The following is a 17,667-nucleotide window of genomic DNA, read 5'->3' as shown; positions in this document are numbered from 1 at the left end:
AACATGCCCCGCGCCCTCCGCGGGGGCCCGGGGGGGGGGGGGGGGGCGCGGGGGGGGGGGTACGCTGGGTTGGCCCGTGGGGGGCGGTGGCGCCGGCCGGGGGGGGGGGGGGTTCCCGCCCCGCGGCGGCCACTACTTGCTGCTGACGTACTTCTCGCGGCGGATCTGCGGATTGCCCAGACCGGCCTCCTTCAACAGTTCGGCACAGGCATCGACCATGTCCGGGTTGCCGCACAGGTAGGTGATATCGGTAGCCGGGTCCGGCGTGAAGCCAGCCAGCGCCTGCTGCACGTAGCCATGCTGCACATCCGGGTGCGGCTCGGCCGGCAGCTCGCGCGACAGGCACGGCACATAGCGGAAGTTCGGGTGCTTTTCGGCGAAGCTATAGAAGTCTTCGCTGTACAGCAGCTCGCCCGGCGTGCGCGCGCCCTGCAGCAGCACCACCTGCACGCCGCGCTCGGCCATGGCCGTTTCCAGCAGCGGCAGCATCGACCGGTACGGGGTGACGCCGGTGCCGGTGGCGATCAGCAGATAGCGGCCATTGTGGTCGCCAGGGTTCAGGCAGAACCGGCCGTAGGGGCCCGAGGCGCTGACCTGGCCACCGATGTCCAGGGCCTCGAACAAGGCCGTGGCGGCGCCGCCGGGCACGAAGCTGACAGCGATATCCACCGCTTCGCCCGGGCCCAGCGCGTGGTCATGGATGGTCGCCAGCGAATAGCTGCGCTTGGTTTCGGTGCCGTCGGCGTAGCTGAAATGCACCTGGATGAACTGGCCCGGCTGGAAATCCAGCGGCTGGCCGTCGTCACGTACGAACTGGTAATGGCCGACGGTCGGCGCCAGCATGTGGCGGCCGACCAGCTTGATGGGAAATTGAACAGGCACGGCTTTTCGGGACAGTGTGTAGCCGGGGCAAGCCCTCGGGGTCTTCTATAATAGACCCTCCCCGCCCCTCTCCAGCGCCAGCCCATGGGCGCGAAGGCTTCGAGCTTGGCTTCCCTGAACGATACGGCGCCCGCCCTGCGCGTGCGCGACCTGCGTAAAACCTATGACAACGGCACCCAGGCCCTGAAAGGGGTCTCGCTGGAAGTGGCCCCGGGCGACTTCTTCGCCCTGCTCGGCCCCAACGGCGCCGGCAAGTCGACCCTGATCGGCATCATCAGCTCCCTGGTCAACCTCAGCGAGGGCCAGGTGGAAGTGTTCGGCAGCGACCTGGTGCGCAACCGCAGCGCCACCATGCGCCTGATCGGGCTGGTGCCGCAGGAGATCAACTTCAACCTGTTCGAGAAGCCTTTCGACATCCTGGTGAACTACGCCGGTTTCTATGGCGTGGCGCGCGCGGAAGCCGAGCAGATGGCCGAAGTCGAACTCAAGCGCGCCCACCTGTGGGAAAAGGCGCAGGTGATGAGCCGCACCCTGTCCGGCGGCATGAAGCGCCGGCTGATGATCGCCCGCGCGATGATGACCCGCCCGCGCCTGCTGATCCTGGACGAGCCGACCGCAGGCGTGGACATCGAGATCCGCCGCGACATGTGGCGGGTGCTGAAGGAGATCAACGCCGCTGGCACCACGATCATCCTGACCACCCACTACCTGGAAGAGGCCGAGCACCTGTGCCGCAACCTGGCCATCATCAACCACGGCCAGATCGTCACCCAGGGCCCGATGCGCGAACTGCTGGCCAAGCTTGATGTGGAGGGCTTCCTGCTGGACATCGATGGCGCCCTGCCCGCCCAGCTGCCGGTGATCGAAGGCGCCGTGCTGACGGCCACCGACAGCCACACGCTGGACATCGACATGCCGCGCGCGATGGATCTGAACCGTGTGTTCGAGGCATTGAACGCAGCCGGCATCCGCGTGCGTTCCATGCGTACCAAGAGCAACCGCCTGGAGGAACTGTTCGTGCGCCTCACCGGCAACCAGGAGACGTCCGCATGAGCAGCACCCCGACCCCGGTCCTGACCGACGGCCAGCGCAACCGCATCGCGCTGATGACCATCGTGCGCCGCGAAGTGACACGCATCATGCGCATCTGGGGCCAGACCCTGGTGCCGCCGGCGATCACCATGACCCTGTACTTCCTGATCTTCGGCGGCCTGATCGGCTCGCGCGTAGGCGACATGGGCGGCTACAGCTACATGCAGTTCATCGTGCCCGGCCTGGTGATGATGAGCGTGATCCAGAACAGCTACGGCAACATCAGCTCCTCGTTCTTCGGCGCCAAGTTCGGCCGCCACGTGGAAGAGCTGCTGGTCAGCCCGATGCCGAACTGGGTGATCCTGTGGGGTTACGTGGCCGGTGCGGTGCTGCGCGGCCTGATGGTGGGCGTGATCGTGCTGATCATCGCCATGTTCTTCACCCCGGTGCGCATCCCGCATCCGCTGGTGACGCTGACCACGGTGATCCTGGGCGCCACGATCTTCTCGCTGGCCGGCTTCATCAACGCGGTGTATGCCAAGAAGTTCGATGACGTGGCCATCGTGCCGACCTTCATCCTGACCCCGCTGACCTACCTGGGCGGCGTGTTCTATTCGGTGAAGCTGCTGCCGGAATGGGCCGAGGCGGCGACGCATGCGAACCCGATCTTCTACATGGTCAACGCGTTCCGCTATGGCCTGCTGGGCAGCAGCGATGTGCCGGTGGTGGTGGCCTATGCGCTGATGATCGGTTTCGTGGTGGTGCTGACGGCACTGGCGCTGTGGCTGCTGCGGCGCGGCGTGGGCATGCGCAGCTGAGGGTTGCCTGCAGGGCCTGCGCCCCCTGCACCTTCCGAATCAACCTCAACGGCAACTTCAACGGCAAAAGCAAGAGCTGACTATCCGTGGGATGGCGGGGTGGGTCCGGTTGCGGGGGCCGCTGCAAGTACGTCCATGTAAGCTCGGTCGCCGCATCCATGCGGCTCACGCCCCCGCAACCGGACCCACCCCGCCTTCGACAGGTTCCTGCTGCTGTTGGTAGGTGTCGACCTTGGTCGACACGGTAGATCCACGCCATGCGTGGATGAAGCGTTCCCTGTAGAGCCAAGCCGATGCTTGGCTCTTTTCGTTTCGGATTACGGATAGGCTGTGGTTATGAAGATCACTTCCATTTCGTTGGACAAGGCCGTGTCGGATGGTCCAATCGATGCCTTCAGCCATGTCCTGCTGAGCGATTCGCCCACGCTGGATGAGGTGCTGGGTTGCTTGGCTTCGCTGCAGGCGGCTGATCCCCTTCATCGTCATCTGTGCACGCTCGACGATGTCGACCAGTGCCGCTACACCAGCATGCACGCGTCTGATGACGAACGCATCGCGCTGTACGAGGACGAAGACCCGGCAACACCCGGAGATGCCTGGGTGGCGCGCGGGCGGTTGCTGGCGCATGTGGTCGCGCAGCTCGAGCATTCCTCGCATCGGCTGGAGTGGACCGCGCTGGCGGGCACGTTGATGTGCAGCGACGAGGACATCGAGGCGCTGGTCGCTGCCAATGCGACACCGGATCTCGTCGTCGACGACGTAGTCTGCGTGCAGCAGGTGCCCGTGACCCGTGATGACCTGCTGATCGCCGCCCTGCCCAACGGCTACTTCAGCGCGGACTGGGACATCTTCCAGAACCACGCCCTGATCCGGCACCTTCAGCAGCGATACGACTACCGCCTGTTCGGTCTCGGCGCATCGTGGCTCGGCTTCCAGCGCGACCGCGAACCGTCACCTGCAGAAACGGACGCGTTGGTCGCTGATCTTCAGCGCGTCTACGCTGCCGGAACGCACGACACGTGGGCACAATTGGCTGCAACGCTGGCCAACCGCACCACACTGCTATTGGGCTACACCGAAGACTTCAGCGAACAACTGCCCTGAGCACCGCTCTACACGAGCGAGCGCAGCGAGCGACCCGCTTCCGCTCTTGATCTGTCTTCCGTGGTGGCCGCACCCGGAACATGTCCGTGGCCGGGCGGGTAGGTTGCGCAGGGGCGTGAGCCGCATGGATGCGGCGACCGAGCTTACATGGATGTACTTGCAGCGTCCCCTGCGCGGCCTACCCGCCCGGCCAACCCCAATGAACAGTGCTTTCCGCGAACCACCACAAGGGGCTCAGCCGTTGGCCGCGTTCTCCGGCACAATCGCAGTGGTGAATCCCCCAACTGCGGTGAGCATGCAATGCGTATCCTGATCCTCGGCGCCGGCGGTACCGGCGGCTACTTCGGCGGCCGCCTGGCCCAGGCCGGTGTGGATGTGACCTTCCTGGTGCGTCCCGCCCGTGCCGCACAGCTCGACCGCGACGGCCTGGTCATCCACAGTCCAGTCGGTGACGCCAGCTTCCCGGTGCAGCACGTTACCGCCGAGACGCTGACCGCACTCGCCGCGCGGAAGCCCTTCGATCTGGTCATCCTCAGCTGCAAGGCCTACGACCTGGACAGCTCGATCGACGCCATCGCGCCGGCCGTGGGCGCCGGCACCAGCGTGCTGCCGATCCTCAACGGCCTGCACCACTACAACGCGCTGGATGCCCGTTTCGGCCGCGACGCCGTGCTCGGCGGCCTGTGCTTCATCAGCGCGACCAAGGCGCCCGATGGTGCGGTGCTGCACCTGGGCAAGCCGGCCAAGCTGACCTTCGGCGAACGCGATGGCGGTGCACTGTCCGCTCGCGTGCAGGCTTTCGCCGCAGCGTGCGCACAGGCCAACCTCGACCACCTCGCCAGCGAGCACATCGGCCAGGAGCAATGGATCAAGTACAGCTTCCTGACCGCGCTGGCTGCGGCGACCTGCCTGCTGCGCGCGGACATCGGAACGATCGTCGCTACCGATGACGGCGAGGCCATCGTGCGCGGCCTGTACGACGAATGCCTGGCGGTGGCCGAAGCTGCAGGCGAGCCGGTGCCGGCGGCCGCACAGGACACCGCGCGCGGCACGCTCACCCAGGCCGGCTCGGCACTGAAGGCTTCGATGCTGCGCGACCTGGAAGCCGGCCAGCAGGTGGAGGCGGCACAGATCGTCGGCGACATGCTGGCACGTGCGCGTGCGGCGGATCAGGAAGCCTTGCTGCTGCAGGTGGCCTACAGCAGCCTGCAGGCCTACCAGGCACAGCGCGCGGGCTGATCGTGAGTCGTCCCGCTGCACTGCCGAAACGGGTGCTGATCGTTGGCATGGGCTGGAGCGGACGCGTACTGGCTACGCGCCTGCAGGCGCTGGGCGTGCAGGCGTCAGGCACGGTACGCGATCCGACGGCGGCCGACGACGACGCGCTGCTGCGCCATCGGCTGTGCGCCGATGCAGCCCTCGATGCCAGCCTGCTCGATGCCGTCGCGCAGGCCGAGGCGGTGCTGTGCAGTGTGCCCCCCGATGCCGAGGGTGACCCTGCATTGCGCGTGCTGCGGGCCGCGCTGGCCGCCAGCCCGGCGCTGCGCTGGGTGGGCTATCTGTCTTCGACATCGGTATACGCCGATCGTGAGGGCGGCTGGATCGACCCGCAGAGTGAGGCCGATGCCACCAGCACCGCAGGTGTGCAGCGCCGCCTGGCGGAAACGCAGTGGCGCGCGTTGGCGGAAGCGCGGGGCATCGCATCGGCGGTGTTCCGCCTGCCGGGCCTGTATGGTCCGGGTCGCAACGCGCTGCTGCAGCTGGCACAGGGAAGAGCGCGACATATCGTGCGGCCGGGGCTGGTGTTCAACCGCCTGCATGTCCAGGATCTGGCATCGGTGGTGATTGCCGCGATGCGACGCCCTGTGGTCGATGGCCTGTATCTGCCCAGCGACGACGAACCGGCGCCGCCCCAGGACGTACTGGCCTTTGCCGCGCAGCTGGGTGGTTTCAGCATGCCGCCTGCGGTGGCCTGGGATGATCCCGTGCTGAGCCCGACGCTGCGCCGTTTCTATGAGAGCAGCAAGCGCATCGACAGCCGTGGCACGCGCGAGGCGCTGGAGTGGGCGCCGCAGTTTCCGAGTTACCGCGAAGGGTTGCGCCACCTGCTGGCCGGGATCTGACACGCTGCCGTTGCGCTCGCCGGGCACGGCCCGGCGCTACCGGTGTACGGGGATCTGATACGCCGCGCGGCGTTTCCGCTCAGGCGGCGTCTGGCAGCCGGAAGAACGTACGCGTGGCGGCTGTCGCGTTGGCTGCGGTTACTGCTGCTTCCTCGCCACGGTCACGTGCCAGCTCTTCGACGATATGCGAAAGGAACATCGGCTCGTTGCGGCGGTCCTTCGGCAGCGGCTTCAACGTGCGCGGCAGCAGGTACGGTGCGTCGGTCTCGATCATCAACCGGTTGGCCGGGATGTTCTTCACCAGCTCGCGCAGGTGGCCACCACGGCGCTCGTCGCACAACCAGCCGGTGATGCCGATGTACCAGTCCTGGTCCAGGTAGTCGAACAGTTCCTGGCGCTCCCCTGTAAAGCAGTGCACTACCGCCGGGCCGAGCCTGCCGTCGAAGTTCTTCATCTGCGCCATGAAATCGGCGTGGGCATCGCGCTGGTGCAGGAACAGCGGCTTGCCGTTGTCGGCGGCCAGCTGCAGCTGCCGCTCGAATGCGCGGTGCTGCGCCGGGCGCGGCGAGAAATCACGGAAGTAATCCAGCCCGCATTCGCCCACCGCCACCACCTCGGCATGGGCATGCAGCGCGCGCATCTCCGCATCACATTCGTCGGTGTATTCCACCGCATGGTGCGGGTGCACGCCGGCAGTGGCGTACAGGAAGCCCGGGTGCTGCTGCGCCAGCTGCAGGGCCAGCGGCGAATGCTCGCGGCTGGCACCGGTGATGACCATCTGCACCACGCCGGCCTGGCGCGCGCGGTGCAGCACCGCATCGCGGTCACGGTCGAAGGAGTCGTGGGTAAGGTTGGCGCCGATATCGATCAGGTGCATGCGGGCAGCTATGAGGCAGGTATCGTGCGTAGTGTAGCGGCCCGCGCCTGCGCTTACTGCGGCGTGACCCTTACTGCGGCGTGGGCACCGCCAGCAGGCGCTGCGCCAGTTCGCGTGATATGCCCGCCAGTACGATGCGGTCGCCCTCGCGCACCACGGTGATGAAGGGAAGGCCATCGCGTTGCAAGGTGTCGACCGGCGCCGGGGTCGCGTCGGCGCTGTTGCCCACCCGCACCCGCAGGTACCAGACCTCCGCACACAGCGCGGAAAACTCGGGCAGCACCTCCGGATAGGTGCCACCGCGCCCGACCACCTCGGCATCCTGCAGCAGTGCCAGCAGGCGCGGCAGCAGGTCGCGCTGGTCGCCCGCGTCGGCGACGCCGACCGAAAGACCGAAGTTCTCCGGCGCCTGGCTCATGCTGAACAACGTGGCCGTGGCGCGCGAGCGCGGCAGCACGCTGCTGCGGATCGACAGCAGCCGTGCCTTCCACTGCGCCTCGCTTGCGCCCTGCAGGAACGGCTGCATGTCGCTGGAAAACCGCTGCAGCCAGGCCGTGTACTGCTGGCGCGCCGCGTCCAGCTGCCACGGCGGCAGGGTGCATTGGGCCCCGGCCTGCTGCCGCTGCCAACGCACCGGCAGTTGCACCGCGCCACACTCCCGGCACACCAGCTCACCGTCGGCCACCTGATCGAAGTGCAAGCGGCGGGCCTGCGTGCTGTCGCAGTCATCGCCGTCCAGCAACAGGCTGAAGCCGGCCGTTCCGGTGCAGCGCGGCAGGGTGTTGCTGAGCGGGCCCAGCGTGCTGTGGTTGAACTGGGACAGCCACACGTACGCACGATCGGAGGCCAACTGCAGGCTCGGGTAGATCACTTCGCGCAGGGTGCCATCGGCCACCGCACGCCGGATCGCCGCTTCATTGTCGAGCCCGGCCGGCAGGTAACGCGCTTCCACGCTGGGTTGCAGCAGCATCGCCAGCGGATGGCCGTCGTAGGGCATGCGCAATCCCTCCTCCATCCCATCGGCAGCAGATGGCGGGGCGGCGCTCAGCGCCACGCACGGGGCGCACGTCAGCAGCAGTGACAACAGGCGAAGCAGACGCAACATGCGGTGTTCCAGCAGAAATCGGGCGGCACAGGGAAGCATGGGTATCGCCGGCTGGCAATTGGGCCGCACCCGGACACCGTATCCTTGTCACATGAATCCGCCGATTTTCCCGATCTCCCCGCTGCTGCCCCAGATCCGGCAGCATCTGGCCACGCACCCACGGCTGGTGCTGGAAGCACCGCCGGGTGCCGGCAAGACCACCCAGGTGCCGTTGGCGCTGCTGGATGCCCCGTGGCTGCAGGGGCGGAAGATCATCCTGCTCGAACCGCGCCGGGTCGCCGCGCGCAGCGCGGCACTGTTCATGGCGCGGCAGCTGGGCGAGGACGTGGGCGGCACCGTGGGCTATCGCATCCGCTTCGAGAACAAGGTCTCCGCACGTACCCGCATCGAAGTGGTCACCGAAGGCATCCTCACCCGCATGCTGCAGGATGACCCGATGCTGGAAACGGTCGGCGCGATCCTGTTCGACGAATTCCACGAGCGTCACCTCAGCGGCGATCTCGGCCTGGCGCTGGCGCTGGATGTGCAGTCGCAACTGCGCGAGGACCTGCGCCTGCTGGTGATGTCGGCCACGCTCGATGGCGAGCGCCTGGCCCGTTTCCTGGATGCACCGCGCCTGAGCAGCGAGGGCCGCAGCTACCCGGTGGCCGTCAGTCATTTCCCGGCGCGTCGCGATGAAGCGCTGGAACTGCAGGTACGGCGCGCCGTGCAGCAGGCCTTGAGCGAACACCCGGGTGACCTGCTGGTGTTCCTGCCCGGCCAGCGCGAGATCGCGCGCGTGCAGGCCGGGCTGCTGGAGTCGCTCGACAGTACGGTGGAGGTATTGGCGCTGCATGGCGAGCTGCCGGTGGAACAGCAGGCGCGCGTGCTGCAGGCATCTGCCGATGGCCGCCGCCGCGTGGTGCTGGCCACCAACGTGGCCGAATCCTCGGTCACCCTGCCCGGCGTGCGGGTGGTGATCGACAGTGGCCAGGCGCGCGAACCGCGCTATGACCCCAACAGCGGTTTCACCCGCCTGGACGTGGTGGCCATCGCGCAGGCGTCGGCCGACCAGCGCGCCGGCCGCGCCGGGCGCGTGGCCGAAGGCGTGGCCTGGCGGCTGTGGCCGCAGTCGCAACGGCTGGAGCCGCAGCGCCGTGCAGAGATCGACCAGGTTGAACTGGCGGGGCTGGCGCTGGAGCTGGCCGCCTGGGGCAGCAGCGATCTGCGCTTCCTCGACCCGCCACCGGCCGGGCCGATGGGCGCGGCGCGCGAACTGCTGCAGCGCCTTGGCGCGTTGTCCAGCAGCGGCGCGATCACCGCGCTGGGCCGTCGCGTGCTGGCGCTGGGCACCCATCCGCGGATGGCGGCGATGCTGCTGGCCGCACCCGACGCCCGCGCGCAGTCTCTGGCGGCCGATATCGCCGCATTGCTGGAAGCACGCGACCCGCTGCGCCAGGGCGGCGACGCACTGGCCGCACGCTGGCGTGCGCTGGCGGCATTCCGCAGTGGCCGTGCACCCGGCGATGCCAATCGCAGCGGACTGGCTGCCATCGATGCGGCGGCAAAGCAGTGGCGGCGCCGGCTGCGCTGCGACGCCGCGCCGCCCACCAGCATCGAAGCCCATGCGCTGGGCGACCTGCTGGCGCATGCCTTCCCTGATCGCATCGCGTTCCAGCACCCCAACGACCCGCTGCGCTATCTGCTGGCCAATGGCCGCAGCGCACGGCTGCACGAGTTGAGCGACCTGCGGGGCGAGCCATGGCTGGTTGCCAGTGAACTGCGCTTCGAGGCCCGCGATGCACTGCTGCTGCGCGCCGCGCCGGTGGATGAAGGCTACCTGCGCAGTGCCTGGCCCGAGCGTTTCGTGACCGAAGACGCCGTGCGCTGGGACGACGGGCGCCGTGCGCTGGTCGCGCTGCGCGAGACCCGCTTCGACCGCATCGTGCTGGACAGCCGCTCAGCCGGCCGGGTCGACCCCCAGCATGCCGCAAAGGCATTGACCGAGGCGGTGGCCGAACTCGGTCTGCAGGCATTGCCGTGGACCGACGGCCTGCGTCAGTGGCAGGCGCGGATCGAATCGCTGCGCCGCTGGATGCCGGAACTGGAGCTGCCCGACTGCAGTGATGCACAGCTGATGGCCACGCTCAGCCGCTGGCTGCAACCGGCATTCGCCGGCAGGACACGGCTGGATGCGCTGGACGAATCGAGCTTTGGCGAGGCCCTGAAGTCGCCGCTGGAGTGGTCGCAGCGGCAGCTGATCGAGCGCCACGCGCCCACCCGCATCACGGTGCCGTCCGGGCTGGAACGGCCGATCACCTATGCGCTCGACAGCGAAACCGGCCAGCCGCTGCCGCCGGTGCTGGCGGTGAAGCTGCAGGAACTGTTCGGGCTGGCCGATACGCCACGCATCGCCGATGGCCGGATCGCGCTGACCCTGCACCTGCTGTCGCCCGGCGGCCGCCCGCTGCAGGTCACCCAGGACCTGCGCAATTTCTGGCAGAACACCTATGCCGAGGTGAAGAAGGAGATGAAGGGGCGTTACCCCCGCCACCCGTGGCCGGACGACCCGTGGACGGCGACGGCCACGCACCGGGCCAAGCCGCGCGGGACGTAGCAATTCAGCCGGTAGCGTCGGGCAGGGTCCGGCGCTGGCCGTGTTTCCTGCCTGATCCTGAATGGCTGCGTTAGAGTCACACCCTGTGATGCTGCGACTGACATACCGTTTACGCGCACCACGCGACACTGGACTTCGACCCGAGGCAAAGGACCCCCGCATGAGCAAGCTGACCGTAATCACCGACCGCGCCCTGGAGCGCGCCCTCGACCTGGCCCACAGCGCAGGCGATGGCCTGAAGAGCGCCGGCGGCAGCCTGCGCCACCTCGGCCCACAGGCCAGTGACTGGATCAAGACCGGCGCTGCACTTGGCGCGGTGAAGACCGGCGGCAAGGTTGCCACCAAGTTCGCCCGCCGCAACCCGGCCGTGACCATTGCTGCTGCCGCAGTCGGCGTCGGCCTGCTCGGTTATGCGCTGTATCGCAAGCAGCAGAAGAAGAAGGCCGCCAATGGCCACGTCGTGAATGGTCAGGCGCAGCGCATCAACGCGCGTGACCGTCGCAATAACACCGTGGTCGACGAGCACAGCGACATCGGCAGCGACGCCTGAGTTTCAACGCTGTCAGGACTGGGCCGGCCCGCTTCCTGGTGAAGCGCGCTGGCCCTTTTCTTTGCGGCACCCTGCTCAGCCGATCTGGCGCCACTGCCCCGGCTGCAGGTCGTCCAGCCGGTACGGCCCCATCGCCACCCGTACCAGGCGCAGGGTCGGCAGGTTCACCGCTGCGGTCATCCGCCGCACCTGGCGGTTGCGCCCTTCGCGGAGGGTGATGGCCAGCCAGGTGTCGGGCACCGTCTTGCGGAAGCGCACCGGCGGATCGCGCGCCCACAGCGCCGGCGCCGGATCCAGCCGCTCGATGCCGGCCGGCAGGGTCGGGCCATCGTTCAGTTCAACGCCGTCGCGCAGCTGCTGCAGCTGCGCGTCGCTGGGCGTACCTTCCACCTGCACCCAGTAGGTCTTGTCGGCCTTGTGCTTCGGGTCGGTGAGCTTGTGCGCCAGGGTGCCGTTGTCGGTCAACAACAGCAGGCCTTCGCTGTCATGGTCGAGCCGGCCTGCGGCGTAGACGCGCGGTGGCAGCCCGAACCCGGCCAGGGTCGGCCGCGGCGGCACGCTGCGGTCGGTGAACTGGCAGAGCACGTTGAACGGCTTGTTGAAGGCAATCAGCATCGCGGGTACGGCAGGCGGCGGGCAGGGCATTGTCCCATGCCACGCCGCGGGCCATGCGTTGCTCAGGGCTTGATGAAGCGCAGGGTCATGCGGTCGCTTTCGCCGATCGCCTGGTACTTCGCATCGTCAGCCTTGTCATGCTGGTTGGTCGGCGGCAGGGTCCAGACGCCATTGGGGTGGTCCTTGGTATCGCGCGGGTTGGCGTTGAGCTCGGTGCGGGCATCCAGCTTGAAGCCAGCCGCCTCGGCCATCGCAATCACCTGCTGCTGGCCGACATAGCCGGTGTCATCGGCATCGGCCACATCGGCCTTGGCGCGATGTTCGACCACGCCCAGCACGCCGCCCGGCTTGAGCACGTTGAAGAAGCCCTGGAACATGCCCTGCGCCTGGCCGGCCTTGCGCCAGTTGTGCACATTGCGGAAGGTCAGCACCACATCGGCCGAGTTGGCCGGGCCGAACACCGGCTTGGCCGGGTCGTAGGCCACCACGGCGGTTTTGTCGAACTGCGCCGGCGCAGCGGCGTACTTCTTTTCCAGACTGTCGCGGCTGCGCTGCTGGTAGTCGCGGCCACGGCCTTCGGCCACCGCCTGCGGATCGACCACGGCGGCGATGTAATGCCCCTTGTCACGCAGCAGCGGCGCCAGGATCTCCGAATACCAGCCGTTGCCGGGCGTGATTTCGATGACGGTCTTCTGCGGCGCCACGCCGAAGAAGGCCAGCGACTGCGCAGGATGACGGAAACCGTCGCGTTTGATGTTGGCCGGATCACGGGTGGAGGCCTTCACCGCTGCATCGATGGCCGGCGACACCTGGATCTTTGCCGGTGCCACCGTGGCCGGTGCGGCGAATGCGGGAACAGCGACAAGCAGGGCCGAAGCGAACAGCAAGCGGCAGCCACGCAGGGACGAAGCAGCAATCATCGGGACGGACTCCAGCGGAAGATGCGGCGAGACTAGCAGCCGCCGCGCCGCAGGTGTTCACAAACTGTTAGCCGCCAGCGCAGGGCGGAACACTGTTTTGTGGGTGGCGCCGCAGCGCGGTCACACATCGCGCTCTATCCTGAAGGACTTCCCCCAAGGAGTCCGTGCCCATGACGGCAACCCGCGAACTGGGCCGTTCCGGCCTGCATGTAGCTCCCCTCGCCTTCGGCGGCAACGTGTTTGGCTGGAGCGCAGACGAAAAGGCGAGTTTCGCCCTGCTCGACGCCTTCGTCGATGCCGGCTTCAACCTGGTCGATACCGCCGATGTGTATTCAGCCTGGGTGCCAGGCAACCAGGGCGGCGAATCGGAAACGCTGCTGGGCAAGTGGTTCGCCCGCAGCGGCAAACGCGACCAGGTGGTGCTTGCCACCAAGGTGGCCAAGTGGGCCGAGCGCCCCGGGCTGACCCCGGATAACATCAATGCGGCGGTGGAGGATTCGCTGCGCCGCCTGCAGACCGATGTGATCGACCTGTACCAGGCGCATGAGGATGACGAGTCCACCCCGCTGGAAGCCACGCTGGCTGCGTTCGGCCGCCTGATCGAGGCGGGCAAGGTGCGCGCGATCGGCGCATCGAACTACAGCGCCGCGCGACTGGCCGATGCGTTGAAGGTCTCCAGCGATTACGCCCTGCCGCGCTATGAAACCCTGCAGCCGGAGTACAACCTGTACGACCGCAGCGGTTATGAAACCGAACTGGAACCGCTGGTGCAGCGCGAGCAGATCGGCGTGATCAACTACTACGCGCTGGCCAGTGGCTTCCTCAGCGGCAAGTACCGCACGCCGGACGATGCCGGAAAGAGCGCCGCGCGCGGTGCGACGGTGGTCAAGCGTTATCTGAATCCGCGTGGCCTGCGCATTCTGCAGGCACTGGATGATGTTGCCAGCAAGCACGCGGCAACGGCCGCGCAGATCGCGTTGGCCTGGCAGATCGCGCGGCCGTCCATCACCGCACCGATCGTCAGCGCCACCAGCGTGGAACAGCTGCACGACCTGCTGGCCGCGGCGAACGTCGGCTTGAGCGTGCAGGACGTGGCGCAGCTGGATGCCGCCAGCGTCGAGGGCTGATCGCGCGTCGCTGCACACCCATCCACGCATGGCATGGATCTACCCCGCCCCGGTAGATCCACGCCATGCGTGGATGGCAGATGCCGACCGAGGTCGGCATCTGCCAGGGCAACCCCGCTCAGCGCGGCAGGCTGTCTTCGGCCACCAGCGCATGATGCACGCTGATGCCTGCGCGCACGCCTTCGGCAGCGGCCAGGGTGATGTTGCCCACGGTGGTGGCATCGCCCGCTGCATATACGTTCGCCACCGAGGTCTGCTTCATGGCGTCGACCTCGATCAGCACGCCCAGCGGGCTCTCGGCCAGTGTGCAACCCAACTGCTGCACCAGTGGCGTGGCCATCGACTGCATGGCCGGCACGAACAGCGCACGCTGGGCGATGCGGCGGCCATCGGCCAGCTCCACTTCAAGCCAGGTCGGCTGCTCACCCTGCACGCCCACCACCGGGGTGGTTTCCACCTGCACGCCTCGCTGCTGCATGGCCGCCCGTTCTTCATCGGCGATTGCCTGGCCCTGGCTGAAGAAGGTGACGTTGCCCCAGTCAGCGAACAGCGGTGCCTTGCTGGCAGACATCGGATGACCACCGAGCAGGCCGATGGAACCGCCTCCCACTTCGTAGCCGTGGCAGTACGGGCAGTGCAGCACGGTGCTGCCCCAGCGCTCGGCCAGGCCAGGCAGATCGGGCAGCTGGTCGGCGATGCCAGTGGCCAGCAACAACTTGCGTGCGGTCAGTACCTGTCCATCGGCGGTATGCACTTCCACACCGGTGCTGCGTGCGCTGGCCTGCACGGCGTGACCCTGCACCCAGCGCACCGTCGGATAATCCAGCAGCTGCTGGCGCGCGGTCTTCAACAGATCGGCACCGCTGATGCCGTCCATGCCCAGCACGCCGTGCGAATGGCTGGCGGCGCGGTTGCGCGGCTGACCGGCGTCGATGAGGGTGACCGGGCGGCGCGCACGCGCCAGGATCAGACCGGCGGCGATGCCGGCGTAGCTGCCGCCGACGATGATGACATCAGGATTCATGCTGACCTTCCAGGGAGCGATGGTGGGCGAGATGGCGCGCGAAATCGGCGCCGAGCTGGTCGAGGGTGACGGCCTGCAGGCGTTGTTCGAGCAGGCGCTGCGCTTCGCGCGCGCCGTCCTGCAGGGCCTGGTTGACCAGCTGCTGGATCGGGCACCCGCCCCTGCCCTCGCGGATGCCGACCTGCACCAGCGATGGCGCGCCGACGGCCAGATAGATGTCGTGCAGCGTGATGGTGGCCGCGTCGCGGGCGAGCTGGCTGCCGCCGCCATGGCCGCGCGTGCTGCGCACCAGGCCGGCCTTGTGCATCTGCGCAAGCAGCCGGCGGATGACCACCGGGTGGGTCGGCAGGCAGGTGGCCAGCTGTTCGGAGGTACGCGGCCCGGGCTGGCCGACCAGGTGGGCCATTACATGCAGCGCATCGGAAAGAGGGTTCGCGGATTTCATGTAACTAGACTAGTTACATTTAATCCTGCTGTCGAGGGTGGGGTTTCGTTCCATATGGACACATTTGTCCTATGAAATACATTCTTCACATCCATAAACAGAACGAGAATGTGACAGGCATCGCACTTCAGAGTCCTCAAGGACGGTCGATACCGCATCGCACCCCTTCCGAGAGTTCGCCCCATGAATGCCTCTTCCCATGCGCCGCGGCTGCAGTCGAAGCTGCTCGGTGCCGTTTCTGTTGGTCTGGCCGTTGTCCTGTTGTGTGCCCTGGCGGGGCTGGCGTCGGCCTGGTTGAAGCTGTCCACCGAGGTACCGCCGGAGGTCGCGCACAGCCGCGATGCCGAGCGCCTGCAGCGCGAGTTCCGTGGGCAGGTGCAGGAATGGAAAAACGTGCTGCTGCGCGGCCGTGACGCCGAGCTGCGGCAACGCCATCTGCAGGCGTTCGACAGCGAAGGCCGGATCGTCACTGAACTGGCCAAGGGCCTGGTCGCCAGCCCCGATGCGCGCACGCGTGAGCTGGCGCAGGCGTTCTCCGGCCTGCATGCACAGTTGCAGCAGGACTACCACGCGGCGCTGCAGGCGTTTGCCGAAGCGGATTTCGACCCGGCCGCCGGCGACAGCCTCGTTCGTGGCAAGGACCGTCCGGTGGCGACAGCGCTGGATGCACTGAGCACGCACGCCACCGAAACCGCCGAGGCCGCGCTCGCCGCGCGCTCGCAGGCATCACGACAGACGCTGGTGCTGTGCGCCGCGCTCACCATCGCCGCAGCGGTACTGCTGCTGGCCGGACTGGGCTGGTGGCTGCGGCGCGCGGTGGTGCAGCCGGTGCTGGCGGTGGAAGCGGCCGCACGTGCCGTCGCTGCCGGCGATCTTGCGCATGTGGTGCAGGTGCGCAGCCGCGACGAGATTGGTCGCCTGGCGCAGGCGATGCAGGCCGTGCAGGGCACCCTGCGTGGCGTACTCGACGCCCAGGCCGCGATGGCGCAGGCACATGACGCCGGTACCATCAGCCACCGCATGCAGGCCGATGCCTTTCCCGGTGCCTACGGGAAGATGGTGGCCGACACCAACGCGCTGGTGGACGCCCACATCCAGGTGAAGATGCGCGCGATCGCGATCATGGGACGCTACGCCGTAGGCGACCTGAGCCAGGACATGGAACGCCTGCCCGGCGAGAAGGCGGTGATCACCCAGGCGCTGGATGCGGTGAAATCCAACCTGGGCGCCATCAATGCCGAGATCCGCCGACTGGCCGCAGCGGCGGCCGCAGGCGACTTCAGCCAGCGCGGCGACAGCGCGCGCTTCGAACATGATTTCCGCGCCATGGTGGATGGTTTGAATCAACTGATGCAGACCACCGAGCAGAACCTTGGCGAGGTGTCCACGATGCTGCGCGCGATTGCCGATGGCCGCCTCGGTGCACGCATGCATGGCGATTTCCAGGGGGTGTTCGCGCGCATTGCCGGCGATGCAAACACCACTGCATCGCAGCTGGGCACGATCGTCACCGATATCAAGCAGGCCTCCGGCAGCATCCACACCGCCGCAGCGGAGATCGCCGCCGGCAATACCGATCTTTCCCAGCGTACCGAACAGCAGGCGGCCAACCTGGAAGAAACGGCCGCATCGATGGAAGAACTGACGTCCACCGTGCGCCAGAATGCCGAACACGCACGACAGGCCAACCAGCTGGCCATCGGCGCGCACAGTGTCGCTTCGCAGGGCGGGGAAGTGGTCGGCCAGGTGGTGGCGACGATGGATGCGATCGAGGGGTCGTCGCGGCAGATTGCCGACATCATCAGCGTGATCGACGGCATCGCGTTCCAGACCAACATCCTGGCGCTGAATGCTGCCGTGGAAGCAGCGCGTGCCGGTGAGCAGGGCCGCGGGTTCGCGGTGGTGGCCAGCGAAGTACGCACACTGGCACAGCGTTCGGCAGCCGCCGCCAAGGAGATCAAGACGTTGATCGAAGCGTCGGTGGAACAGGTCGGCCACGGCACGCAGCGTGTGCGCCAGGCCGGCGACACCATGGCCGAGATCGTGGCCTCGGTGCAGCGGGTGACCGACATCATGGCCGAGATTTCCGCCGCCTCGCAGGAGCAGAGCGCCGGCATCGAGCAGGTCAGCCAGACGGTGATCCAGATGGATGGCACCACCCAGCAGAACGCCGCACTGGTGGAAGAGGCCAGCGCCGCCGCACGCAGCCTGGAACAGCAGGCGAACCGGTTGATCGAAGCGGTGGATGTGTTTGATCTGTCGACGATGGGCAGTCCACGCGGCATGGTGGCGCGCGCAGCGTAAGGGTGTCGGTTGCCGGGTAGCGGGCCCCCCCGGGTGCGGGGGCCGCGGGGGGCGGGGCCCCGGGGCGCCCGCCGGCCCCCCGGACGCGCCCCCCGCCGCCCCCCCCCCCCCCCCGCCCCCCCGCGGGGGGGGCCGGGCCGACGGC

16 protein-coding genes are annotated in these 17,667 nt (G+C 67.7%); 9 read left to right on the top strand and 7 right to left on the bottom strand.

Annotated features, from left to right (window positions below):
* Nucleotides 1–132: 132 nt before the first annotated feature.
* Nucleotides 133–882, bottom strand: coding sequence for a ferredoxin--NADP reductase (locus ACVOLJ_RS19920; protein WP_475280770.1), 750 nt, complete (start codon nt 880–882; stop codon nt 133–135).
* A gap of 84 nt (nt 883–966) precedes the next feature.
* On the opposite strand from ACVOLJ_RS19920, the gene ACVOLJ_RS19915 reads away from it, so the two are divergent.
* From ACVOLJ_RS19915 to ACVOLJ_RS19895, 5 genes are all read left to right on the top strand, one after another.
* Nucleotides 967–1,935 carry an ABC transporter ATP-binding protein gene (locus ACVOLJ_RS19915; RefSeq protein WP_475280769.1) on the top strand — a complete coding sequence of 323 codons (969 nt, stop codon included), beginning with the start codon at nt 967–969 and terminating at the stop codon, nt 1,933–1,935.
* Nucleotides 1,932–2,732, top strand: coding sequence for an ABC transporter permease (locus ACVOLJ_RS19910; RefSeq protein ID WP_475280768.1), 801 nt, complete (start codon nt 1,932–1,934; stop codon nt 2,730–2,732). The genes ACVOLJ_RS19915 and ACVOLJ_RS19910 overlap by 4 nt, the downstream gene beginning before the upstream one ends.
* 336 nt (nt 2,733–3,068) lie before the next feature.
* Nucleotides 3,069–3,836 carry a hypothetical protein gene (locus ACVOLJ_RS19905; protein ID WP_475280767.1) on the top strand — a complete coding sequence of 256 codons (768 nt, stop codon included), beginning with the start codon at nt 3,069–3,071 and terminating at the stop codon, nt 3,834–3,836.
* A 300-nt stretch (nt 3,837–4,136) separates the two neighbouring features.
* Nucleotides 4,137–5,075, top strand: a complete 939-nt coding sequence (panE, locus tag ACVOLJ_RS19900; RefSeq protein WP_475280766.1) for a 2-dehydropantoate 2-reductase — start codon at nt 4,137–4,139, stop codon at nt 5,073–5,075.
* Nucleotides 5,076–5,077: 2 nt separating this feature from the next.
* Nucleotides 5,078–5,959, top strand: a complete 882-nt coding sequence (locus ACVOLJ_RS19895) for an NAD-dependent epimerase/dehydratase family protein (protein WP_475280765.1) — start codon at nt 5,078–5,080, stop codon at nt 5,957–5,959.
* A gap of 79 nt (nt 5,960–6,038) precedes the next feature.
* Here ACVOLJ_RS19895 and ACVOLJ_RS19890 read toward each other — a convergent pair whose 3' ends face one another.
* Together ACVOLJ_RS19890 and ACVOLJ_RS19885 are read right to left on the bottom strand one after the other, a co-directional pair.
* The gene (locus ACVOLJ_RS19890; RefSeq protein WP_475280764.1) at nt 6,039–6,836 is read right to left on the bottom strand and encodes a TatD family hydrolase; all 798 of its coding nucleotides are present in this window, start codon (nt 6,834–6,836) and stop codon (nt 6,039–6,041) included.
* Nucleotides 6,837–6,906: 70 nt separating this feature from the next.
* Entirely contained in the window at nt 6,907–7,941 is a 1,035-nt protein-coding gene (locus ACVOLJ_RS19885) for a hypothetical protein (RefSeq protein WP_481564907.1), read from the bottom strand.
* Between the two features lie 91 nt (nt 7,942–8,032).
* On the opposite strand from ACVOLJ_RS19885, the gene hrpB reads away from it, so the two are divergent.
* Together hrpB and ACVOLJ_RS19875 are read left to right on the top strand one after the other, a co-directional pair.
* Nucleotides 8,033–10,537, top strand: coding sequence for an ATP-dependent helicase HrpB (gene hrpB / locus ACVOLJ_RS19880; RefSeq protein ID WP_481564906.1), 2,505 nt, complete (start codon nt 8,033–8,035; stop codon nt 10,535–10,537).
* A gap of 160 nt (nt 10,538–10,697) precedes the next feature.
* The gene (locus tag ACVOLJ_RS19875; RefSeq protein WP_481564905.1) at nt 10,698–11,087 is read left to right on the top strand and encodes a hypothetical protein; all 390 of its coding nucleotides are present in this window, start codon (nt 10,698–10,700) and stop codon (nt 11,085–11,087) included.
* A 75-nt stretch (nt 11,088–11,162) separates the two neighbouring features.
* Here the strand turns inward: ACVOLJ_RS19875 and ACVOLJ_RS19870 are convergent, their stop codons facing one another.
* The gene (locus tag ACVOLJ_RS19870) at nt 11,163–11,702 is read right to left on the bottom strand and encodes a pseudouridine synthase (protein WP_481564904.1); all 540 of its coding nucleotides are present in this window, start codon (nt 11,700–11,702) and stop codon (nt 11,163–11,165) included.
* A gap of 62 nt (nt 11,703–11,764) precedes the next feature.
* Nucleotides 11,765–12,622, bottom strand: coding sequence for a class I SAM-dependent methyltransferase (locus tag ACVOLJ_RS19865; RefSeq protein ID WP_481564903.1), 858 nt, complete (start codon nt 12,620–12,622; stop codon nt 11,765–11,767).
* Nucleotides 12,623–12,792: 170 nt separating this feature from the next.
* Between ACVOLJ_RS19865 and ACVOLJ_RS19860 the strand changes: the two genes are divergently transcribed.
* Nucleotides 12,793–13,749 carry an aldo/keto reductase gene (locus ACVOLJ_RS19860; protein ID WP_481564902.1) on the top strand — a complete coding sequence of 319 codons (957 nt, stop codon included), beginning with the start codon at nt 12,793–12,795 and terminating at the stop codon, nt 13,747–13,749.
* Nucleotides 13,750–13,867: 118 nt separating this feature from the next.
* Here ACVOLJ_RS19860 and ACVOLJ_RS19855 read toward each other — a convergent pair whose 3' ends face one another.
* Nucleotides 13,868–14,773 carry an NAD(P)/FAD-dependent oxidoreductase gene (locus tag ACVOLJ_RS19855; RefSeq protein ID WP_481564901.1) on the bottom strand — a complete coding sequence of 302 codons (906 nt, stop codon included), beginning with the start codon at nt 14,771–14,773 and terminating at the stop codon, nt 13,868–13,870.
* Nucleotides 14,763–15,218: an Rrf2 family transcriptional regulator gene (locus tag ACVOLJ_RS19850; protein ID WP_475280757.1), complete on the bottom strand. Its 456-nt coding sequence runs from the start codon at nt 15,216–15,218 to the stop codon at nt 14,763–14,765. The genes ACVOLJ_RS19855 and ACVOLJ_RS19850 overlap by 11 nt, the downstream gene beginning before the upstream one ends.
* A 183-nt stretch (nt 15,219–15,401) precedes the next feature.
* Here ACVOLJ_RS19850 and ACVOLJ_RS19845 point away from each other — a divergent pair, with 183 nt between their 5' ends.
* Complete coding sequence (locus ACVOLJ_RS19845) at nt 15,402–17,522, top strand: methyl-accepting chemotaxis protein (RefSeq protein WP_481564900.1); 2,121 nt, start codon at nt 15,402–15,404, stop codon at nt 17,520–17,522.
* The last annotated feature ends 145 nt before the right edge of the window (nt 17,523–17,667 follow it).

The organism is Stenotrophomonas sp. STEN046, from assembly GCF_056759755.1.
The sequence above is the reverse complement of the archived record's forward strand: the minus strand, read 5'-3'. Positions and strand labels throughout refer to the sequence as shown.